Origin of the sequence: Tardiphaga sp., from assembly GCF_044336785.1 — a bacterium.
Classification (GTDB): domain Bacteria; phylum Pseudomonadota; class Alphaproteobacteria; order Rhizobiales; family Xanthobacteraceae; genus Tardiphaga.
The window spans coordinates 1-21,249 of sequence record NZ_JBIIOT010000087.1 but is presented as its reverse complement, the minus strand read 5'-3'; the positions used below and the strand labels follow the sequence as shown (position 1 = coordinate 21,249).

Genomic DNA, 21,249 nt, shown 5'->3' with positions numbered 1-21,249 from the left:
AGCAATTGCAGGCCTTTATCAGCGAACGCCATCCAAACGATGCCGGCGTGGTCTATTGCCTGTCGCGGGCCAAGGTCGATGACACCGCGATCGCGCTCAACAAAGCCGGCATTCGCGCGCTCCCCTATCATGCCGGGCTCGATGCACGCACGCGATCGACCAATCAGGACCGCTTCATCAACGAGGATGGCGTGGTCATCGTCGCCACCGTCGCTTTCGGCATGGGCATCGACAAGCCCGACGTGCGCTTCGTCTGCCATCTCGATCTGCCGAAGAGTGTCGAGGCTTACTATCAGGAGACCGGCCGCGCGGGCCGCGACGGCAAGCCATCGACGGCATGGATGGCCTATGGCCTGCAGGACATCGTGCAGCAGCGCCGCATGATCGACGAATCCACCGGCTCCGAAGCGTTCAAGCGCGTGTCGATCAGCAAGCTAGATGCCCTGGTCGGCCTCGCCGAGACCGTGGATTGCCGGCGCGTGCGACTGCTGCGTTATTTCGGTGAGGAGACCACCGGCACCACATGCGGCAATTGCGACAACTGCGTCTCGCCGCCCAAACTCTGGAACGGCTCGATCGCTGCGCAAAAACTGTTGTCCTGCGCCTATCGCACCGGGCAGCGCTTTGGCGCGATGCACCTGATCGACGTGCTGATCGGCCGGCTCACCGACAAGGTGAAGCAGTTCGGCCATGACAAGCTATCGGTGTTTGCGATCGGCTCGGAACTGAACGAGAAGCAATGGCGCGCCGTAATGCGCCAACTGGTGGCGCGCGGCTTTCTCTATGCCGATGCCGAGAACTTCAATGCGCTGAAACTCACCGAAGAGGCGCGCGGCGTGCTCAAGGGCGAGATCGAGCTGATGTTCCGCGAGGAAACCGGCCGCGTGCGTGCGCCGCGCAGGAATTCACGGCGCGGCGAACTGGCAACGCCTGCCGGCAATAATGCGGATGCCGATCTCGTCACGCGCCTGCGCACGTGGCGTGCCGGTGTTGCTCGCGAACGCAACGTGCCGGCTTATGTGGTGCTGCATGACGCCACCATCGACGGCATCGCCAGCGAGCATCCGACCACGCTGAGCCAGCTGCGCGAAATCGCGGGGATCGGCGACAAGAAGCTGGAGCATTACGGCGCGGATATTCTGGCGATCGTGAACGGGTGAGGTTGTCTTCTCCTCCAAGCTGCGTAGCCACGCCGCCGTAGGATGGGTTGAGCCAACGGGTCGCGCGAAGCGCGCCCGATGATAAACTCCGCGAAAACCCATCCTTCCGTCGTTTGCCGCTGGCTCCGCTGATGGGTTATCGCTGCAGCGCTGCGCGCTTGTGCTCAACCCATCCTACGAACGAGCATTCTCGTTCTCGCGGCGCCCGTGGCGTCCGAGGTGTGAGCAGTCTCCCCTCGAGACATGAGGGGAGGTGGCACGCCGCAAGGCGCACTTGGTGGGACTTGACGCTGCTCCTGCCTGCTAGATCGCCAGCAAACCTGAGCCGCGCAACGCCTTACGGCGCGCCACCGCGACGTCTTACTAGTCGAAGGACCGTTCTTCCGGGTACTGGGCACTCCCATTGGGAGTCATCCGGCAGGTTTCCCTGCCTTCACCCGCACCACGTCCAGCCGCGCTAGCGGCAGGGCCCCGTATTGGGCCCGGACGGTGACCCTCGACCACCCGAGTGCGTGAGGCCGCGTGAGCCTCCCGCCCGCAGGCGCCGCATCCACGTTCCGCCCAAAAGACGCCTCATGAGAGCGCCCCTCGCGAACGGGACGGGAGGGATAATGGTGGCTATGGGAATTTTGTCAAGAACAAAAATGGAACGAAGCTCGAAGCCGTAGGATGGGTTGAGCGGAGCGAAAACCCATCGGCCGAACCGCGCGGCAAACTCCGCCGATGGGTTGTCGCGCCGGCCTTCGGCCGCCGCTCAACCCATCCTACGGCTTCATCGCCTCAATAATCCTTCAGCAGCCGCTCGATGTAATCCAACTCCAACTGCGGCCTTGTCGTATCGCCCAGCCGCCGACGCAGCTCTTCCAGAATCCGTCGCACCCGCTGGACATCGATCTCGCCGGGGATCTTCACCGAGAAATCGTCGCCGAGATCGCGGCCACGCAGCGGGCGGCCGAGCGGATCGCTGTTGCGGGCGGCGCCTTGCTGGCGGCCGGGATTGTTGCCGGGGCCATCCTGCCCGCCTTCGCCCTCGCCCTGCTGCATCTGCTGGGCAAGGCTCTGCGCGCCCTTGCGCAAGGCTTCGAGCGCGCGGCCCTGGGAGCCCACCGCGCCATCGGCATCGCCGTCGCCGAGCTGGCCGCCGGCATCGCCCATGGCGCCATCGGCATCACCGAGGCCATCGCCGTCGCCATCCTGATCGCCGCCGTTCTGGCCCTGCTCGCCTTGCTGTCCCTGCTGACCCTGGCCCTGTTGGCCCTGGCCTTTCTGCCCCTTCTGGCCCTGCCCCATGCCCTGCTTGGCGAGCTGGTCCTGCAGCTTCTTCAGGCGCTCGCGCAGGTTCTGCTGATCCTGCTGCAGATCGCCCATGCTCTTGTCGCCCTGCTTGCCGCGGCGGCGCTCGCCGCGCTGGTCCTGGCCTTCCTTGAAGGTCTTGTCACGAAGCTGCTGCTGCTTGCGGATCATGTCGCCGAGTTCGTTCATCGACTGCTGCATCTCGTCGTCGCCGCCCTGGCCGGGCTGCGCCATCTGCAGGTTCTCCAGCATCTGCTGCATCTGTTCGAGCAGCTGCTTGGCGGCATCCTTGTCGCCGGAGCGCGACAGCCGCTCCATGCGCTCGATCATGTTGTTGAGATCCTGCTGCCGCATCACCTTTGTGTTCTTGTCGAGCGGACGCGCGAGCTGTTGCGGATTCTGCTTCATCTGCTCGGCAAGCTGCTTGAGGAACTTGTCCAGCGCCGCACGCAGATTCTCGGTGAGCTTCTTGATCTCCTCGTCGCTGGCACCGCGCTCCAGCGCCTGCTTCAGCGCGTCCTGCGCAGCCTTCAGCGCCTTGTCCACATCGGTGATGTCACCGTCCTCGATGGTGACGGCGAGTGACCACAGGCTGGCGACGACCTCCTTCAAGGCGGCATCGGTGCGCGCGCGCTGCGCCTGGGTGAGCACGCTGCGCAGGCCGAGATACTGGCCGGCATCCGGCGTAAAGGCTTCCGGCGCGATCATCAGCGCATCCAGCGCGAACACGACCTGGTCCTTGTAGTTTGCGTCCAGCGCGAGATTGCGGCGCTGCTCGATCAGCGCGCGCGGCAGCGGCTTGGTGAACAGCCGTTCCGGCAGGCGCGTGGCGATGGCGTCGCTCTTGCCCTCATTGCCGGCTTCGTCCTTGGCGGTGAGGGTCAGCGTGACGTCAGCGCCGGCATAGGGATCTTCCGAGAGATCCTTCACCGTCTGACCGACACCATTGCGGGTGCGCGCATTGGGCAGCACCAGCGAGAAGGACGGCGGATCGAACAACGGACGCGGCTTGACCTTGCTGTCGGCTGGTTTCGCGGCGAACTGCGCATGGGCTTCGGTGACGCCGTAATCGTCCTCGAGCTTGTAGGCCAGCAGCAGCGAGCCGCGCGCCTGACGCTCGGGATCCTTGGCCAGCGAGATGGTCGGCGGGCGATCGCCGGTGGAGGTGAACTTCCACACCGGCTGGCCGGCGGGCGCGCGCACCTGCGCGGTGCCGTCGCCGGTGATGGTGTAGTGCTTCTCATTGGTGCCGGCCGGCGCATCGCCCGCGGGGGCGACCTCGGCGACGCCGCCGGTGAGCGCAACATCGAGCGCGCCGCCGCTGGAGCGCACGATCAGCGTCGAGCCCGACGGCACGGCCATCGCGGTGGCTTCGGCGGCATCCTTGTTGGCAGCGGACAGGATGATCGGCGGCTTAGCCGTATAAGGCGGCGGATTGACCCAGGCATCGACGCGGACATTGGACGGCGTCACGATGCCCTTCCAGTCGAACGCCGCCATGATGCGCGCGCCGCGCTCGCCACCGGCCGCGAACCAGGTGGCAACCAGCAGCACGACGACCAGCGCGCGCAGCGCCCATGGATCATGCAAGGGCAAACGCGGTGACGGCAGGCCGGCACGGATGCGCTTCAATGACGCCAGCGTGCGCTCGCGCTGCGCCAGCCACAGCGCACGCGCAAGCGGGTCCTGCGATGACAGCGTGTCGGTGAGCGCGGTGGCCGGGCGATGGCGGATGCCCGAGCCGCGATCGAGCCGGGCCAGGCCTTCGTCGCGGGTGGGCCAGCGGAAGCGGATCAAAGGGTAAAGCGTCGCGATCAGCGCGACGACGAACAGCGCGAGGCCGATGCTGCGGGGGATCGGCGACAGATTGAGCCAGAGGCCGGCCCATGAGGCGACGAGAAACAGGCCAATGACGCTCAGAATGCGGGCCAGCGACGGCCAGGCACGCTCCCAGCCGATCGACCAGCGGGCCCGCTGGAGTGCCTGCGCGAGTTGAAGCTGCGCGGTGGTCTGCGCGTCGGGTGGGGTGTCTGGGCGGACGGGTGGCGTGGCGCTCAACGACGATCTCCGCGGTTACCGAAACTCAGCCTAGCACGGCGGCGGCAATGAGGCATCGGCCATGGGGCGGGAAGTCACATGCAAAGGCGGGGCCGGGGCAACGGGGAACCGGCAGCGGGTCACGATGGCGTTACCGCTTGCCGTCACCCGGCTTGACCGGGTGATCCAGTAGACACCGAAATGTCCGGGTTTACTGGATCGCCCGGTCAAGCCGGGCGACGACAGTCAGAGGTCGGCTACGGCTCACAGCCAGGGCGCGGGCTTATCCATCGCGATCAGCTCTTCGACCTCGATCCGCGGCCGCACCACCGCATATTGATCGCCCTTCACCAGCACTTCCGGTATCAGCGCGCGGGTGTTGTAGGTGCAGGCCTGCACCGCGCCATAAGCGCCGGCGGTCATGATGGCGACGAGATCGCCGGACTTCAGGTCCGGCAGCTTGCGATCCAAAGCGAGATAGTCGCCGGTCTCGCAGACCGGGCCGACCACATCGACGGCGGCGAGCTTCGCGCCGGGGGCTGTTTCAGCCACCGGCAAAATCTCGTGATAGGCCTCGTACAGCGTCGGGCGGATCAGGTCGTTCATCGCCGCGTCGATGATCACAAACGTCTTGCCGTCGCCATGCTTCACATGGATCACGCGCGCGACCAGAATGCCGGCATTGCCGACGATCATGCGGCCGGGCTCGAACATCAGCGTGGCGCCGAGATTATGCGTGACGCGCTTGACCATCGCGGCATAGGCCGATGGCTCCGGCGGCACCGCACGGTCTTCGTAATAGGGAATGCCGAGACCGCCGCCGAAATCGACGTGATCGATGCCGTGGCCATCACTGCGCAGCACGGTGACGAAATCGGCGAGAATGCGGAACGCCTGCTCCATCGGCGCCAGATCGGTGATCTGGCTGCCGATATGCATATCGACGCCGGTGACCTTGATGCCCGGCAGCTTTGCGGCGCGGGCATAGACCTCGCGCGCCTTGCTGATCGGAATGCCGAACTTGTTCTCGGACTTGCCCGTCGAGATCTTGGCGTGCGTGCCGGAATCCACATCGGGATTCACGCGGATCGAGATGCGCGCGGTGCGGCCCATCTCGGTCGCGAGCTGCGACAGCATTTCGAGCTCGGGCTCGGATTCGATATTGAGGCAGAGGATGTCTTCGTCGAGCGCCAAGCGCAGCTCGGCTTCGGTCTTGCCGACGCCGGAGAACACGATCTTGCTCGCCGGAATGCCGGCCGCACGGGCGCGCTTCAATTCGCCGCCGGAGACGACATCGGCACCGGCGCCGAGCTTGGCCAACGTCCGCAGCACCGACTGATTGGAATTCGCCTTCATGGCGTAGCAGACCAGCGCCTTGGTATCGGCGAAGGCATCCGCGAACACCTTGTAGTGCCGCTCCAGCGTGGCGGTGGAATAGCAATAGAACGGGGTGCCGACGGCCTCGGCCATTGCGGCAATATCGACGCCCTCGGCGTGAAGCACGCCGTTCTGATAGTCAAAATGGCGCATGACGTCCTAGTCCAGGATCGGGTCGAGGAAGAACGATCGCTTGCGGCCGCGCGCGGCCCGCACTTCGTCCGGCTCGTTGGACGAGGTCATGGCGCTGCCCTTGGCTGCCGCCGAATTGGCATCGGGATCACTCGCGGGCGCCGCCGTGCCCATCGGCGTCGCTGCAGCCTGCGGCGGCAGGTCGAGGCCGCCCTTGCGGCCACAGGCGCCGAGCGCCAGTGCGGCGGCAGTCAGAACAAGAAGAGCCCAAGATGCGCGAGGCGCACGTGCCGGGCGGGTCGATCGTGTCACAGCGGAATCCCCAAATGCGCGGGCACCATACAAAGAATGGCTGACTAAGGCGAGAGGTTGACTTTTCACCTCTCCCCACCGGGGAGAGGTCGGATTGCGAAGCAAGCCGGGTGAGGGGGCAAACTCAAGCGATCGTGAAAGCCCCTCACCCGCGCGCAAATGCGCGCGACCTCTCCCCGGTGGGGAGAGGTGAAACAAAGAGTTCAGCGCGATTTCTTGTCTTTTTCCAGACGCTTGAGCCAGGCCTTGGCCTGCGCGGTCACATTCTTTGGCGCGGTGCCGCCATAGCTGACGCGGCTCTTCACCGAGGATTCCACCGACAGGACCTTCATCACCTCATTGGTGATCTTCGGTTCGACCGCCTGCATCTCGGCCAGATCGAGCTCATGCAGGGCAACGCCCTTCTTGGTGGCGACGCCGACAATGCGGCCGGTGACGTGATGGGCGTCGCGGAACGGCATCTTCAGCGTGCGCACCAGCCAGTCGGCAAGGTCGGTGGCGGTGGCATAGCCCTCGCCCGCCGCCGCCTTCATGGCGGCCTCGTTCGGCACGAGGTCGCAGACCATGCCGGCAATGGCGCGGATCGACAGCGACAGCGCCGTATAGGCCTCCATGGCGCCGGCTTTGTCCTCCTGCATGTCCTTCTGATAGGCCAGCGGCAGACCCTTCATGACGATCAGCAGGCCGGTGAGGGAACCGATGACGCGGCCGGTCTTGGCGCGCACCAGTTCGGCGGCGTCCGGGTTGCGCTTCTGCGGCATGATCGAGGAGCCGGTGGTGAACTTGTCCGACAGACGGACCAGACCGACCAGCGGGGAGGTCCAGATCACGATCTCCTCGGCGAAGCGCGACAGATGCACGGCGGCAATCGAGGCTGCCGACAGCGTCTCCAGCACAAAATCGCGATCCGAGACGGCATCCAGCGAATTGTTCATCGGCCGGTCGAAGCCGAGCGCCTTGGCGGTGGCGTGGCGATCGATCGGGAACGAGGTGCCGGCGAGCGCGGCCGAGCCCAGCGGGCTTTCATTGAGGCGCTTGCGCGCATCGGCAAACCGGCCGCGATCGCGCGCCACCATTTCCACATAGGCCAGCAGATGGTGGCCGAAGGTGACCGGCTGCGCCGTCTGCAGATGGGTGAAGCCGGGCATCACCGTGTCCGCATGTTCCAGCGCGCGATCGACCAGCGCCTTTTGCAGCGCGGCGAAGGCATCGTCCAGCTCGTCAATGGTATCGCGCACGAACAGGCGGAAATCCGTCGCCACCTGGTCGTTGCGCGAACGCGCCGTGTGCAGGCGGCCGGAGGCGGGGCCGATCAGCTCGCCGAGCCGGCTCTCGACATTCATATGGATGTCTTCGAGGGCGCGCTTGAAGGTGAATTTGCCGGCGGTGATCTCTGACAGGATCGTGTCTAGACCCGCCGCGATATCTTTCGCATCCTTCGCCGTGATGATGCCCTGTTTGGCGAGCATCGCCGCGTGGGCCTTGGAAGCGGTAATATCCTGGGCATACAAAGCGCGATCGACGTCGATGGAGACGTTGATTTCCTCCATGATCGCGTCGGGGCTGTCGGAGAACAATCCGCCCCACATCTTGTTGCTGGTGGACGATTTGCTGGACGCCTTGCTGTTGGACTTGCCGCCCTTGCCTGAAGCCATGAATTATCACTCATCCTGTTGCGGGCCGGCCCAATCGGACCGAGCGATCGCGCGCGATCTGCCGCATGTCATTTGCGCCCCTGCATAGCCATAACCGAGACTGAATGACAGACCCCAAGCCCCCTCAGGCGCCTGACCAGACGCCCGCCTCCTCCGCCCCCCGTCCCAGCAAACGCCGCGTGATCGTGCTCGGCGCGGTGCTGGTGGGCGTGATCATCGGCTATGCCGTGGTGGCGCGGATCGACGACCTCTGGCGCGGCAAGCCCGGCGATCCGACCTGTTTCCCGGCGGTGGAGACCGCCAAGCGGCTGGAGCCGCTGGTGCGCGGCGAGGTGGCCGGGCTGACCATCGCCAAGACGCCGCTGAAACTGCCCGATCTCGAATTCAAGGATGCCGAGGGCCAGCCGACAAAACTGTCGAACTGGCGCGGCCGCACGGTGCTGCTGAACCTGTGGGCCACCTGGTGCGTGCCCTGTCGCAAGGAAATGCCGGCGCTGAACGAGCTCGAGCAGAAACTCGGCGGCTCCGATTTCCAGGTGGTGGCGATCAATATCGACACCCGTGATGCGGAGAAGCCGAAGGCCTTCCTGAAGGACGGCAACCTGACCCGGCTCGACTACTTCACCGATGCATCGGCAAAAGTGTTTCAGGAGCTGAAGGGTGTCGGCCGTGCCTTGGGCATGCCGACTTCAGTGCTGATCGACGCCAAAGGCTGCGAGATCGCGACGATTGCCGGGCCGGCCGAATGGGCCAGCGAAGATGCCGTGAAGCTGATCAAGGCGACGGTGACGCCAAAGGCAGCGGGGATCTGAGCCGTAGGGCGGATGAGCGAAGCGTCATCCGCCGCGGAGCTTCCACCATCAAGTCGGCCGGCGGATGACGCTTTCGGCTCATCCGCCCTACGGCCGGGCCCCTGCGACACCTGGTCGCCGTTTCTTCTTTCCATCGACTGTCGGACCAATGCGCACGCATTCGTCTTGAAGATGCGACATGTCAGGAGAGGATCACCGATGCCCTATATCGACGGATTTATCATTGCGGTGCCGAAGAAGAATATCGACGCCTATCGCAAGATTTCGCGCAAGGCCGGCAAGATCTGGCGCGAATTCGGCGCGCTCGACTATCGCGAAGCCGTCGCCGACGATGTGCAGGTGGGCAAAGTGACGTCGTTTCCACGTGCGGTGAAGCAGAAACCCGACGAGACGGTGATCTTCGCCTATATCCTCTACAAATCCCGGCGGGATCGCGATCGCATCAACAAGAAGGTGATGGCGGATCCCCGACTGGCAAAGATGATGACGCCGGGCGCGATGCCATTTGACGGCAAGCGCATGATCTTTGGCGGGTTCAAGACGATCGTGGATATGTGAGGCGCCGATCCGGCGTCAGCCGGATCGGCTAAATCACCTCACGCCTTTGCCACGCCATTGCGCGACAGCGACACCAGCAGTGCACCGGCCAGTGTCGCCGCTGCGAGATAGCCGATGGCACCGAACGGGCCGAAACCATCCACCAGAATGCCGCCGATCACCGCGCCGAGCGTGATCGCGATCTGGAATGCGGAGACCAGGAGGCCACCGGCGGATTCCGCTTCATCCGACGCGACCCGCACCATCCATGTCTGGAAGCCTACCGGCAACGCACCGAAAGCAAATCCCCAGAGACCGACCGCGATCCCCGCGACAACACCCGAACTGCCCGCCACGAACAATACCAGCGCCAGCGCAGCGATGGCCGCGGAGCCGGCGATGATGGCGCCTTTCACACTGCGCGCGACCAGCGCACCGCCGACGAAATTGCCGATGAAGCCGCCGACGCCAAAGGCCAGCAGGACCAGCGAGATCGCAGTGACCGGCAGATGCGGCACCTGTTCGAGAAAATGCCGGACATAGGTGAAGCCGGCAAAATGCCCGGAAATGCTGAGCGCAACGGCGATCATCACCAGCCGCACGCTCGGCCGGCGCAACAGCACGCGCAGCATGCGCACATCCGGTGACGTCAGCGGCGGCAGGCGCGGCAATGTCAGCATCTGAAACACCAGCACGACGACACTGACGACGGCCGCCAGCATGAACACGTTACGCCAGCCCCAGAGATCGCCGAGATAGGCGCCGATCGGTGCCGCGCTGACGGTGGCGATGGAGACCCCGCTGAAGATCAGCGAGATCGCGCGCGGCAGCGCCTCCGCCGGCACGAGCCGCATGGCAGTGGCCGTCGCCATCGCCCAGAAGCCGCTGAGGCTGATGCCGAGCAGCACGCGTGCAAACAGCAGGACCGGCAGGCTGTTTGCAGTTGCCGACAGCAGGTTGGACACGATCAACAGCGTCGTCAGCAGCCACAGGACGAGGCGACGATCCAGGGCCCGTGTCACGATGGTCACCGCGACTCCGGCGACGATACCGATCAGCGATGTCGCCGTGACCACCTGACCGGCCGTGCCGACGGAGACGCCGAGATCGATGGCGATCGGCGTGAGCAGGCTGGCCGGCAGGAATTCCGCGGTGACCTGGCTGAAGGCACCGAGCATCAGCGAAAAGACAGCTGCCCAGGCCGGCGTTGCGCGCTCGGTCGTGAGGGGCGGGATATCGGCGTCGAGCGCGGCGGTCGCAGAATCAGTCATGGCGGTCTCCAGGGTGGAACCCGGAGATGGCCGTGACCTCCTGGAGTTTCCATGTTAGAAACACCGTAATGCTTGACCATTCGTCCAGAGATGCCGTGACGCACCCGCTGACAGAGATGTTGCGCGGCCTGAAGCTCGAGGGTGTCGACTACAAGCGCTGCCGGATGACGGCCCCGTGGGGCCTGACATTTCCGGCCCAGCCAAGGGCGCAGTTTCACTTCATTGCGGGACAAGGATGCTGGCTGCGGACGCCGGACAAGCCCTGGAAGCGTCTTGAGGCAGGTGGCGCGGTGCTGCTGCCGCGCGGCGCCGAACACGCGCTGGCGAGTTCACCCGATGCCTTTCCCGCCCCGGTCGCGAACTGCCAGTTCGAGCCGGTGTGCTGCGGTATTCTCGATACATGCGTCGGCGGCAATGGCGCGGACAGGGAGACCGTGCTGTTCGGCGCCGGCATGAGCTTCAATCTCGACAGCCAGCATCCGCTGCTTCTGATGATGCCCGAGCTGATGCAGATGCACGAATTCGCCACCGACGAACCGGCCATTCCCCATTTGCTAGAGGCGATGACAGCGGAGCTGGCGCTGGACCGCGTCGGTGCCGGCGGCATGCTGACCCGGCTGGCCGATGTCATTGCTGCCGCGCTGATCCGCAACTGGGTGGAGAAGGGCTGCGGCTCCGCGGGCTGGGTCGCCGCCGCGCGCGACCCCGGTATCGGCCGGGTCCTGGCCGCGATCCATCGCGATCCCACACGGGACTGGAGCGTCGAAGCGCTGGCGGAGGTGATGCATGCGTCACGCTCGGCCTTTGCGCTGCGGTTTGCGCAAGTGGTGGGCCAGACGCCGGCGCGTTACGTGACGCAATTGCGGATGCAGGAAGCCAAGCAATGGCTGGTGCGCGATCGGCTGAAGATCGCGGTGGTCGCACGCCGGTTGGGCTATGAATCGGAAGCAGCGTTCAGTCGTGCATTCAAGCGCATCATTGGCGCGCCACCCAGCCGATTTCGTGCGACAGCGGCGGTTGCTTCACCCGATGGCGAAAGAGCGGCTTCGTAAGGCCTTAGGCGGCGATATCGAGATTGCCACCGACGCCGGCGCCAAGATTGGCCTGCGAGGATTGCTGGGCACCACCGAGCAACGTCAGCACGGTGTTTTTTTCCATGTCGGCATTCTGCTTCATGACCGACGTTGCGATCTGCTGCTGCGTTCCCGCAGCCTTCATGGCCATCACGCTGGCGACAAGAGCCATATCCATCACGAAACACCCCGAAACATGGTGCGGACGGTATAGCGATGCGGGGTTAACGAAAGCTGAGTCTCAACGCGCGAGGGACGCCGGCATATCAGCGGACTCATAGGCTGTGACAGTCACTCCGTAGGGTTCCAGCACGGCGGCGATGGCGGTGATGTCGCCGGGGATCGCCATCGCGATGGTTTCACGCGCAGCAAGGCGATTGATGGCGTCATGGGCAACGGTCAGGCGAACACCGAACGTCATCATCGCCTTCGCCAGCGAGATTGTCTTTGGAATGTAGACCGGCGTTATCCAGACATTAGGTGTGCGGGAATCTGATGGTTCGGGGGGCGCGTCCCGCCATTCGGCCTGTCGTGCGAGTGCTTCCTTCAATGACAATTTCATCGACATCAGCGGCCTCCATAAGCGTCTGCCCAATGGCATTCAGTCCGCTTCGACCGAGCACCCCGGGTCTCGGCCCATTGATATGCGTACCAGTGACATAGAGAACGCGTCCAACGCGCTCCACCTCGCCCATGATCTCGATCCTGCCGGCAGGTGTCCAGACCTCGACAAGCAACGTTTTGCTCTGGACGTCACGCAGCTCGACAATCCATTGATCCTGCCGAACCATACGCCGCTCGTTCGCCGGTTTCCAGAACCGGATAACCTATGGGGTATTATAATATATAATACAACTTTAAGAAAATGTCAGGCACTCGCCGCCCTGAACGCTGCGCCCAGTGTCCGCAGCGCGCTGCGGGCGCGGGCATCTGTCAGACTGGAATGCAGCATCGTCTCGGCATCCTGCAATTTCGGCAGGCCGAGGCGCGGACCGAGGTCGATGCTGCCGGCAGGAGCGACACGGCGGACCAGCGCCCCCACCGCAAGACCAGCTGAGATCGCCGCGCCGATGGTCGCCACGCCGCCGCCGACAAAAGCCTCAGTCCATGGAATACCCGCTGCATCGAGTGCTGTGATTGCGGCCGCACGCACCGTGCATGGTGCGGACTGCGCCGCGAGGCGCAGCGGCTCGCCGGGCGTATGCCGAAAATCCGGCGCGCCCATCCAGCCAAATGGCTCTTCCATCAGGACCTCGCCGTCACCGCGTCGCCTGTCGATCCGGAGCACAATCGCCGCATCGAGATCCCCGGCGTCATAGGCTGACAGCAGGACACGCGATGTCTCGATCCGCAATTCGATGACCAGCGACGGATCCGTTTCGTTCATGCGTTTGAGGACATCAGCCAGATCTGCGCCGACGAGATGATGGCTGATTCCGACCACCAGCCGCCGGCGCTCAGCCGTGAAGGAGCCGATGGCCGACTGATGCGCCGCCACGAGGTTGCGCGCCGAACCGAGAAAAGCGGCGCCCTCGGCTGACAGTTTCACCAGCCGCGGCGTCCGGTCCAGAAGCCGCTTGCCGAGTCCGCTTTCCAGCCGCTTGATCTTGAGGCTGATGGCAGACTGGGTGCTTCCCATCGCCTCCGCAGCGCGGGTGAAACTGGTGAGGTCGGCCACCAGCACGAAGGCCTGCACGGCTTCGATGTCGAGCGTCTTCATGGATCAACCATTTCAAATCGTTATCATTGAAATATTATTTCATATCATTTTCCAATGATCAATGCGGCGCTAGATTTTCGTCATCGAGATTGATCGACAGGAGACCACCATGCCGCTGATCCGCATTTCACTGCAAAAGGGCACGTCGCAGGCGCATCGCGCCGCCATTGCCGATGGCGTCTATGAGGCGTTGCGCGAGACGTTCAACGTCCCGGAGAACGACCGCTTCGTCACCATCCACGAGCATGGCGACGGCGACTTCATCTACGACCCCACTTACATGGGCATCCAGCGCAGCGACGCCCTGGTGATCATCCAGGCCACCGTCAGCAATACACGCGCGCGCGAGCAGAAGCAGGCGCTCTACAAGCGGATCGTCGAGAAGCTGACCGACAAACCCGGCCTGCGGCCAGAAGACATCTTCATCAATCTCGTCGAGGTGCTGCCGGAGAACTGGTCGTTCGGCCACGGCGTCGCGCAGTATGTGACATGATTACACTGCGCGAGATGGTGGTCGCGCAGTTGTGCGGTGTCGCCATGGGCATGGCGACGATCATGACGATGGTGCCGGGCGTCGTGCAGGTGATGCGGATGCTCAATCCGTAACAATCACGATGTTGCGGCTGGTGCTTCGCTCATGAAGCGCGCACGATAATCGCCCGGACTGAGACCGACCTTGCTGCGGAAGTGATGGCGGAGCGTGTGCGCGCTGCCGAAGCCGACGGCCATTGCGATCGTCTCCATATCAGCCTGCCCCTGGCACAGCAGGCGTTTCGCTTCATTGACGCGCTCAGCGGCGAGCCAGTCGCCGGGCGTCTGCGCTGTCGCCTCGAAGAAGCGGCGGAGGAAGGTGCGCGGGCTCATGCGCGCCTGCCCTGCCATGCGCGCCACGCTCCACGTGCTCGCGAGATCGGCGCGAACACGGTCCAGCAGCGGCGCGATCTCCAGCCCGTCACGGATCGCCACCGGGCGTTCGAGGAATTGCGCCTGCCCGCCGGTGCGATGCGCGGGCATCACGAGACGGCGCGCCACTGAGTTCGCGGCCGCCGGTCCAAAGTCCTGACGGACGATCTCGATCAGGAGATCGATCCCGGCCGCACTTCCAGCCGCGGTGTAGACGCGGTCATGCACGCGATAGAGCGAGGCGTCATCGACGACGATATCGCGATGGCGCTGGCGCAGTTTTTCGGCGTAGCGCCAATGCGTCGTCGCGGTGCCGCCTGAGAGCAAGCCGGTCGCGGCCAGGACGAAAGCGCCGGAACAGAGCGAGGCCAGCCGCGCACCGCGGGCATGGGCAGCGCGGAGCTTGTCGCACAACGCGTCAGGCACAGGGTGATCGACGCCGCGCCAGCCAGGGACAACGATGATATCGGCCTCGTCGATCGTCTCCGGCCCGCAATCGGCGGTGATCGAAAATCCGCCATGGGCACGCAGGGGGCCGTCCTCAATCGCGCAACTTGCGAACCGGTACCAGCCCGGCCCCAGTTCCGGCCGGGAAAGGCCGAAGATCTCGGCGACGACGCCGAATTCGAAGGTGCAGAGGCCGTCATACAAAAGCGCGGCCACCAAGGGTCCGGTGCGGTTTGGCATGATCTTTACGTACATTGTCATTCGCGCCAATTGCAAGATGGGCGCGGGAACGCTGATCTGGCGAGCAAAGGAGAGCCGCCATGACCACAGCCGTCACCGCCATCCCGCCTGCCCCAAGCGCGCTTGCCGCGGAGCATTTTGCCGCTGAATTCAGCTTCGAGACCGATTGCTGGGATGTCCATGATTCACTCAGCAAGGGCGCCGATTTCGTGCTGCTCGATGTCCGCGGCCCTGCGCTATTTGCCCGCGGCCATGTGCCGGGCGCGATCAACCTGCCGCATGGCAAGATCGTGCGCTCGAAGATGGGCGAATGGCCGGAGGGGACGATCTTCGTGACCTATTGCTCCGGCCCGCATTGCAACGGCGCCGCCCGCGGCGCCTTGCGGCTCGCGGAGCTGGGACTGCCGGTCAAGATCATGGCCGGCGGGATCACGGGATGGGTGGATGAGGGATTTGAGTTGGCGCAGCTCCCGTAGGATGGGTTGAGCGAAGCGATACCCATCACAACAAGCACGGAGCATGCGGCGATGGGTATCGCTCTGGCGCTGTCGCGCCTGCGCTCAACCCATCCCACGAAATATCACCGCGTCGGTACCGGCTTCTCGCCGCGATAGTCGTAGAAGCCACGCTGGGTCTTGCGGCCGAGCCAGCCGGCTTCGACATATTTCACCAGCAGCGGGCACGGACGATACTTCGAGTCCGCGAGCCCCTCATGCAGCACCTGCATGATCGACAGACAGGTATCGAGGCCGATGAAATCGGCGAGTTCGAGCGGGCCCATCGGATGATGCGCGCCGAGCTTCATCGCCATGTCGATAGCTTCGACGTTACCAACGCCTTCATACAGCGTGTAGATCGCCTCGTTGATCATCGGCAGCAGGATACGATTGACGATGAAGGCCGGGAAATCTTCCGAGACGGCGATCTGCTTGCCGAGCTTGCTGACGAATTCCTTCGACGACTCGAAAGTCGCGTCATCGGTGGCGATGCCGCGGATCAGCTCGACCAGCTCCATCACAGGCACCGGATTCATGAAGTGAATGCCGATGAACTTTTCCGGGCGATCCGTGGAGGCCGCCAGGCGCGTGATCGAGATCGACGAGGTGTTGGAGGCGACGATGGTCTCCGGCTTCAGCACCGCACAAAGATCCGAAAAGATCTTGCGCTTGGTCTCTTCCTTCTCGACCGCGGATTCGATCACGAGATCGCAGCTGCCGAGCTCTTCCAGCGTATCGACCAGCGAGATGCGCTCAAGCGCACCCTTTTTGGCGTCTTCGGTGATCAGCTTCTTGGAGACCTGACGGGTCAGGTTGCCGGTGATGGTGGCCATCGCGGACTTCAGGCGATCGGCTGAGACGTCGTTCAGCACCACATCGAAGCCACCGAGTGCCGCGACATGCGCGATGCCGTTGCCCATTTGGCCCGAGCCGATCACGCCGACTTTCTTGATCATAACCGCCATCTTGTTTTTATCTGAGAAACCTGGATGCCGCGCACCGCGCAGCAGGAAGAGAGCATCATGCCATAAAAAACCGGCCGGAGTCAGGTACTCCGGCCGATGTCGTTAATTTGCGGGATGGTGTGGCTTTGAAACTCTCCTTGTCATTGCCCGGCTTGGCCGGGCAATCCAGTAAACACCGCGACTTCGGTGTGTACTGGGTCACCCGGTCCTAGCGCGCAATTGCGCGCACGGCCGGGCGACGACAAAAATGAGCCTTACTTCAGCGCGTCGGTCAGTTCCGGCACCGCCTGGTAGAGATCTGCCACCAGGCCGTAATCGGCCACCTGGAAGATCGGCGCGTCTTCGTCCTTGTTGATCGCGACGATCACCTTGGAGTCCTTCATGCCGGCGAGATGCTGGATGGCGCCGGAAATGCCGATGGCGACATAGAGCTCCGGAGCCACGACCTTGCCGGTCTGGCCGACCTGCCAGTCGTTCGGCGCATAGCCGGCATCCACCGCGGCGCGCGAGGCGCCGACGCCGGCACCGAGCTTGTCGGCGAGCGGCTCGATATACGTGGTGAAGTTCTCGCGGCTCTGCATGGCGCGGCCACCGGAGACGATGATCTTCGCCGAGGTCAGTTCCGGACGATCGCTCTTGGCCATGTCCTCGCTGACAAAGGTCGACAGGCCGGGATTCTCGGCCGCCGCGGTGTCTTCCACCGACGCGCTACCGCCTTCGCCGGCAGCGGCACAGGTGGAGGTGCGGACGGTGATGACCTTCTTGGCGTCCTTCGACTTCACGGTCTGGATCGCATTGCCGGCATAGATCGGACGCTCGAACGTGTCGGGCGCGACGACCTTGGTGATTTCCGAGATCTGCGCGACGTCGAGCAGAGCTGCCACGCGCGGCAGGGTGTTCTTCGACCGCGTGGTGGCGGCCGCGATGATGACATCGTAAGCCGGTGCCAGCTTCACGATCAGCGCAGCCAGCGGCTCCGCGAGATCATGGGCATAGGCTTCGTTGTCCGCGAGCAGAACCTTGGCGACACCATTCAGCTTGGCCGCTGCTTCAGCAGCCGGTTTCGCGTTCTGGCCGGCGACGAGGACATGCACGTCACCACCGATTTCGGTGGCGGCGGTCAGCACCTTGTTGGTGGAGTCCTTTAGCGAGGCGTTGTCGTGATCAGCAAGAAGAAGAATAGCCATTAGAGCACCCCGGCTTCGGTCTTGAGCTTCGACACCAGTTCGGCGACGTCCTTGACCTTGACGCCAGCCTTGCGGCCTGCCGGTTCCGAGGTCTTGATGACTTCGAGACGCGGCGCGACATCGACGCCGAGCGCATCGGCCGTCTTTTCGTCGATCGGCTTCTTCTTTGCCTTCATGATGTTCGGCAGCGAGGCGTAACGCGGCTCGTTGAGACGAAGATCGGTGGTGACGATCGCCGGTGCCTTGACCTTCACGGTCTGCAGGCCGCCATCGACTTCACGGGTCACGGTGACATCGTCGCCCTCGACCACGAGCTTGTTGGCGAAGGTCGCCTGGGCCCAGCCGAGCAATGCGGCGAGCATCTGGCCGGTCTGGTTCGAATCGTCGTCGATCGCCTGCTTGCCGAGAATGATGAGGCCCGGCTTTTCTTCTTCGGCAATCTTCGTGAGGATCTTGGCGACGGCAAGCGGTTCGACGGTGCCGTCCACCTTCACCAGGATGCCGCGATCGGCGCCCATGGCGAGACCGGTGCGCAGTGTCTCGGTGGCCTGTTGCGGCCCGATGGACACGACGACAACTTCCGTCGCCTTGCCGGCTTCCTTCAGACGCAGGGCTTCCTCGACGGCGATTTCGTCGAACGGATTCATCGACATCTTCACGTTGGCGAGTTCGACGCCCGATCCGTCGCTCTTGACGCGAACCTTGACGTTGTAATCGACCACCCGCTTGACCGGTACCAGAACCTTCATCGATCCTCTTTCGGTTGAATTTTGAATAAGTGCAGCTTTTGAAGCTGGCTTGGCGCGGAACCTAGAGCGCCCGCCAACCGGGGTCAACGCGCCAGACCTGAAAATCGAAGGGCTCTAGGCGCGGTATTTTTACCCGCCGGATTACCGGTTGGCGCCGGGCACCCAGAGCACATCGCGGGCGCCATTGTCGTTCTCTGAACGACCGGCCACGAACAGGAAATCCGACAGCCGGTTCATATACTGGATGCCAGCATCAGAGACGGGTTCGTCGGGATTGGCAGCGAGTTCCACCATCATCCGTTCCGCGCGGCGGCAAACCGTGCGCGCCACATGCAGATAGGCAGCGGCCGGGGTTCCACCGGGCAGGATGAAGGAAGTGAGTTCGGCCAACGATGCGTTCAGCGTGTCGATATCGCGTTCCAGCCGCTCGACCTGGCTGGCGAGCAGCCGCAGCCGCTCCGCCTTGCCCTCACGCTGCGGAACCGCGAGATCGGCACCAAGATCGAACAGGTCATTCTGGATCAGGCCAAGCATGCGATCGAGCTCCGGCGCGTGCGCAAGATGCAGACGGACCACGCCGATGGCGGCGTTGGTCTCGTCCACGGTGCCATAGGCGGAGACGCGCAGATCGTATTTCGGCCGCCGCTCCCCGGTGCCAAGCGCCGTGGTGCCGTCATCGCCGGTACGGGTGTAAATCTTGTTGAGAACGACCATGCAGAAATCCGATTATCTCTAGTCCCTGTCGGATGGGTTGAGCGCAGCGATAACCCATCGGCCGAGCCTGCCGCAATCGACGGAATGATGGGTTTTCGCGAAGACGCTCAACCCATCCTACGATCAGCGCCCCAGGAAGAACAGCGTCGCCATGGTCAGCACGATAGCGACGAACTGCAGCATCACGCGCCAGCGCATCAGCTGTTGCGAGCGGTTCGGCGAACCACCGCGCATCATGTTGAACAAGCCCAGCAGCAACACCAGCGTTACGGCACCGAGGGCGATCGGAAGGATGAAGGTGGAGAGAAATGATCCCATGGGTTGCTAGATAGCATCGCGAATGGGGTGATGGTAGCCCCGCCTCCGCCGTCATTGCGAGGAGCGAAGCGACGAAGCAATCCAGCTCTTGGCCTCCTGGATTGCTTCGTCGCAAGGGCTCCTCGCAATGACGGCTGAGAGGTCACGCCTCATTCCTGTAGCGCTCCAGGTTGCTTTGCAGCATAGCGAGCACGTGGTCTCGCAGCGGATCGCGCGTGCCGCGTATCCACGCTGCGGCGAGGGGCAAGCGATTCATCTCCGACACTTTCAGCGGCACGTAACACACGCTGCGTGCTGCCATACGCTGGGTCCAGCGCGGCACGATGGCGACGCCGATCTCGGCAGCAACGATATTGACGATGGTCTGTTTCTCATCAGCGATCTGCACAACATTCGCATCCAGCCCGGCCTCTGCAAACAGCTTCATCGTAAGATCATGGCTGTGCGGCCGCGAGCGACGTTCCGGCACGATCAACGGCTCATCCGCGATGTCTGCAATCGTCAGCCGTTTTCGCGAAGCCTGCGGATGCCGTTCCGACAGCGCCACCACTGCGGTCTCGTGAAACAGCGGCATGAACTCGATACGCTTGTCCGCGCTCACCGGCGGCCGCACGAAAGCGAGATCGAGACGACCGGAGAGCAGCCGTGGCAGCAGGCGGATGGTTTTGTCCTCCACCAGCTTCACCGTGACGTCGGGATGGCTCGCCCGCAGATCGTGCAGCAATGCCGGCATCAATCCAGCAGCGGCACTGTCGATCGCACCAACACGGATCGTCGCCGCACGGGCGCGCACGCGTTCGCGGAACGACGCTGCAAGTTGATCGGCTTGGCCGAGCAGATCGCGCGCTTGTTTGAGAAAGGCCGCACCATCATCGGTCAGCGCGACGCTGCGCGTGGTGCGCGTGAGCAGGCGCGTGCCGAGATCGTCCTCCAGCAGGCGGATATGGCGACCGAGCGCCGACGGCATCATCTCCAGCCGCTGCGCCGCACGGCCGAAATGAAGCTCATCAGCGGCGGTGACGAAGCAGCGAAGCTGGTTCAGGTCCATGAAGCCCCTCGTAGGGCGGATGAGCGCAGCGTCATCCGCCGGCCGAATTCAAAGGTGAAACTCCGTGGCGGATGACGGCTTCGCCTCATCCGCCCTACATTCCATTATCTCATTTATTTATATAATCAAACGCGATTGAGCCACAACTGGCTCGGCTGCAGGGTGGCGCATCTTTTCTTCACCAGCAGAGACACTCCCATGCGTGAATATTCCATCGCGGCCATTCCGGCCGACGGGATTGGCCCCGAAGTCATCGCCTCAGGCACCCGCGTGCTGGAAGCGCTGCAGAAGCGCGTCGGCGACATCGCCTTCAATGTCACCACCTTCGACTGGGGCTCGGACTATTACCGCAAGCACGGCGTGATGATGCCGGCCGACGGCCCGGCGCAGCTGAAAAAGTTCGATGCCATCTATTTCGGCGCCGTCGGCGCGCCCGACGTGCCCGACCACATCACGCTGTGGGGCCTGCGCCTGCCGATCTGCCAGGGCTTTGACCAATACGCCAATGTCCGCCCGACCAAGATCCTGCCCGGCATCACCTCGCCGCTGCGCGGTGTCGAGGCCGGCGATCTTGACTGGGTGATCGTGCGCGAAAACTCCGAGGGCGAATATGCCGGCTGCGGCGGCCGCGTGCATCGCGGTTTGCCGGAGGAAGTCGGCACCGAAGTCGCGATCTTCACCCGCGTCGGCGTGCAGCGCATCATGCGCTACGCCTTCAAGCTCGCGCAGTCGCGCCCGCGCAAGCTGCTCACCGTGGTTACCAAGTCCAACGCCCAGCGCCACGGCATGGTGATGTGGGACG

The 21,249-nt window shown here is 63.8% G+C and carries 22 protein-coding genes; 7 read left to right on the top strand and 15 right to left on the bottom strand.

Annotation, left to right across the window (positions count from 1 at the left end; translation table 11 throughout):
* A partial coding sequence (locus ACIQ2A_RS20525) for a RecQ family ATP-dependent DNA helicase (protein WP_398482761.1) occupies window positions 1-1,160 on the top strand: 1,160 nt, incomplete at its 5' end.
* A 780-nt stretch (window positions 1,161-1,940) separates the two neighbouring features.
* Here ACIQ2A_RS20525 and ACIQ2A_RS20520 read toward each other — a convergent pair.
* From ACIQ2A_RS20520 to argH, 4 genes are all read right to left on the bottom strand, one after another.
* Complete coding sequence (locus tag ACIQ2A_RS20520; protein ID WP_398482759.1) at window positions 1,941-4,511, bottom strand: TIGR02302 family protein; 2,571 nt, start codon at window positions 4,509-4,511, stop codon at window positions 1,941-1,943.
* A gap of 243 nt (window positions 4,512-4,754) precedes the next feature.
* Window positions 4,755-6,020, bottom strand: coding sequence for a diaminopimelate decarboxylase (gene lysA, locus ACIQ2A_RS20515; protein ID WP_398482757.1), 1,266 nt, complete (start codon window positions 6,018-6,020; stop codon window positions 4,755-4,757).
* 6 nt (window positions 6,021-6,026) lie between these two features.
* A complete protein-coding gene (locus tag ACIQ2A_RS20510; RefSeq protein ID WP_398482755.1) occupies window positions 6,027-6,311 on the bottom strand; it encodes a lipoprotein in 285 nt (94 codons plus the stop codon).
* Between the two features lie 203 nt (window positions 6,312-6,514).
* Window positions 6,515-7,966 (bottom strand): argininosuccinate lyase, encoded by a 1,452-nt coding sequence (gene argH, locus ACIQ2A_RS20505; RefSeq protein WP_398482753.1) that lies wholly within the window; start codon window positions 7,964-7,966, stop codon window positions 6,515-6,517.
* Window positions 7,967-8,070: 104 nt separating this feature from the next.
* Between argH and ACIQ2A_RS20500 the strand changes: the two genes are divergently transcribed.
* Both ACIQ2A_RS20500 and ACIQ2A_RS20495 read left to right on the top strand, forming a co-directional pair.
* The gene (locus tag ACIQ2A_RS20500) at window positions 8,071-8,778 is read left to right on the top strand and encodes a TlpA disulfide reductase family protein (protein ID WP_398482751.1); all 708 of its coding nucleotides are present in this window, start codon (window positions 8,071-8,073) and stop codon (window positions 8,776-8,778) included.
* Window positions 8,779-8,976: 198 nt separating this feature from the next.
* Window positions 8,977-9,336 carry a DUF1428 domain-containing protein gene (locus ACIQ2A_RS20495; RefSeq protein WP_398482749.1) on the top strand — a complete coding sequence of 120 codons (360 nt, stop codon included), beginning with the start codon at window positions 8,977-8,979 and terminating at the stop codon, window positions 9,334-9,336.
* Between the two features lie 38 nt (window positions 9,337-9,374).
* Here the strand turns inward: ACIQ2A_RS20495 and ACIQ2A_RS20490 are convergent, their stop codons facing one another.
* On the bottom strand, window positions 9,375-10,586 hold the full coding sequence (locus tag ACIQ2A_RS20490; protein WP_398482747.1) for an MFS transporter: 1,212 nt from the start codon (window positions 10,584-10,586) through the stop codon (window positions 9,375-9,377).
* 68 nt (window positions 10,587-10,654) lie between these two features.
* Here ACIQ2A_RS20490 and ACIQ2A_RS20485 point away from each other — a divergent pair, with 68 nt between their 5' ends.
* Window positions 10,655-11,638 (top strand): AraC family transcriptional regulator, encoded by a 984-nt coding sequence (locus tag ACIQ2A_RS20485; RefSeq protein WP_398482745.1) that lies wholly within the window; start codon window positions 10,655-10,657, stop codon window positions 11,636-11,638.
* A gap of 4 nt (window positions 11,639-11,642) precedes the next feature.
* Here ACIQ2A_RS20485 and ACIQ2A_RS20480 read toward each other — a convergent pair whose 3' ends face one another.
* From ACIQ2A_RS20480 to ACIQ2A_RS20470, 3 genes are all read right to left on the bottom strand, one after another.
* The gene (locus ACIQ2A_RS20480; protein WP_398482743.1) at window positions 11,643-11,837 is read right to left on the bottom strand and encodes a putative motility protein; all 195 of its coding nucleotides are present in this window, start codon (window positions 11,835-11,837) and stop codon (window positions 11,643-11,645) included.
* Window positions 11,838-11,900: 63 nt separating this feature from the next.
* Complete coding sequence (locus ACIQ2A_RS20475) at window positions 11,901-12,227, bottom strand: hypothetical protein (RefSeq protein WP_398482741.1); 327 nt, start codon at window positions 12,225-12,227, stop codon at window positions 11,901-11,903.
* Window positions 12,228-12,527: 300 nt separating this feature from the next.
* Window positions 12,528-13,379 carry a LysR family transcriptional regulator gene (locus ACIQ2A_RS20470; RefSeq protein ID WP_398482739.1) on the bottom strand — a complete coding sequence of 284 codons (852 nt, stop codon included), beginning with the start codon at window positions 13,377-13,379 and terminating at the stop codon, window positions 12,528-12,530.
* A 109-nt stretch (window positions 13,380-13,488) separates the two neighbouring features.
* On the opposite strand from ACIQ2A_RS20470, the gene ACIQ2A_RS20465 reads away from it, so the two are divergent.
* A complete protein-coding gene (locus ACIQ2A_RS20465) occupies window positions 13,489-13,872 on the top strand; it encodes a tautomerase family protein (protein ID WP_398482737.1) in 384 nt (127 codons plus the stop codon).
* Window positions 13,873-13,988: 116 nt separating this feature from the next.
* Here the strand turns inward: ACIQ2A_RS20465 and ftrA are convergent, their stop codons facing one another.
* Window positions 13,989-14,984: a transcriptional regulator FtrA gene (ftrA, locus tag ACIQ2A_RS20460; protein WP_398482735.1), complete on the bottom strand. Its 996-nt coding sequence runs from the start codon at window positions 14,982-14,984 to the stop codon at window positions 13,989-13,991.
* A 65-nt stretch (window positions 14,985-15,049) separates the two neighbouring features.
* Here ftrA and ACIQ2A_RS20455 point away from each other — a divergent pair, with 65 nt between their 5' ends.
* Window positions 15,050-15,445 (top strand): rhodanese-like domain-containing protein, encoded by a 396-nt coding sequence (locus ACIQ2A_RS20455; protein WP_398482733.1) that lies wholly within the window; start codon window positions 15,050-15,052, stop codon window positions 15,443-15,445.
* Between the two features lie 104 nt (window positions 15,446-15,549).
* On the opposite strand, the gene ACIQ2A_RS20450 is transcribed toward ACIQ2A_RS20455, so the two are convergent.
* From ACIQ2A_RS20450 to ACIQ2A_RS20425, 6 genes are all read right to left on the bottom strand, one after another.
* A complete protein-coding gene (locus tag ACIQ2A_RS20450) occupies window positions 15,550-16,431 on the bottom strand; it encodes a 3-hydroxybutyryl-CoA dehydrogenase (RefSeq protein WP_398482731.1) in 882 nt (293 codons plus the stop codon).
* A 254-nt stretch (window positions 16,432-16,685) separates the two neighbouring features.
* Window positions 16,686-17,618, bottom strand: coding sequence for an electron transfer flavoprotein subunit alpha/FixB family protein (locus ACIQ2A_RS20445; protein WP_398482729.1), 933 nt, complete (start codon window positions 17,616-17,618; stop codon window positions 16,686-16,688).
* On the bottom strand, window positions 17,618-18,367 hold the full coding sequence (locus tag ACIQ2A_RS20440; protein WP_398482727.1) for an electron transfer flavoprotein subunit beta/FixA family protein: 750 nt from the start codon (window positions 18,365-18,367) through the stop codon (window positions 17,618-17,620). The genes ACIQ2A_RS20445 and ACIQ2A_RS20440 overlap by 1 nt, the downstream gene beginning before the upstream one ends.
* A gap of 141 nt (window positions 18,368-18,508) precedes the next feature.
* Window positions 18,509-19,081, bottom strand: coding sequence for a cob(I)yrinic acid a,c-diamide adenosyltransferase (locus ACIQ2A_RS20435; protein ID WP_398482725.1), 573 nt, complete (start codon window positions 19,079-19,081; stop codon window positions 18,509-18,511).
* Window positions 19,082-19,204: 123 nt separating this feature from the next.
* On the bottom strand, window positions 19,205-19,399 hold the full coding sequence (locus ACIQ2A_RS20430; RefSeq protein ID WP_398482722.1) for a twin transmembrane helix small protein: 195 nt from the start codon (window positions 19,397-19,399) through the stop codon (window positions 19,205-19,207).
* A gap of 142 nt (window positions 19,400-19,541) precedes the next feature.
* Complete coding sequence (locus ACIQ2A_RS20425; RefSeq protein ID WP_398482720.1) at window positions 19,542-20,447, bottom strand: LysR family transcriptional regulator; 906 nt, start codon at window positions 20,445-20,447, stop codon at window positions 19,542-19,544.
* 198 nt (window positions 20,448-20,645) lie between these two features.
* On the opposite strand from ACIQ2A_RS20425, the gene ACIQ2A_RS20420 reads away from it, so the two are divergent.
* Window positions 20,646-21,249, top strand: a 604-nt coding sequence (locus tag ACIQ2A_RS20420) for an isocitrate/isopropylmalate family dehydrogenase (RefSeq protein ID WP_398482718.1), incomplete at its 3' end; no start/stop codon positions are given.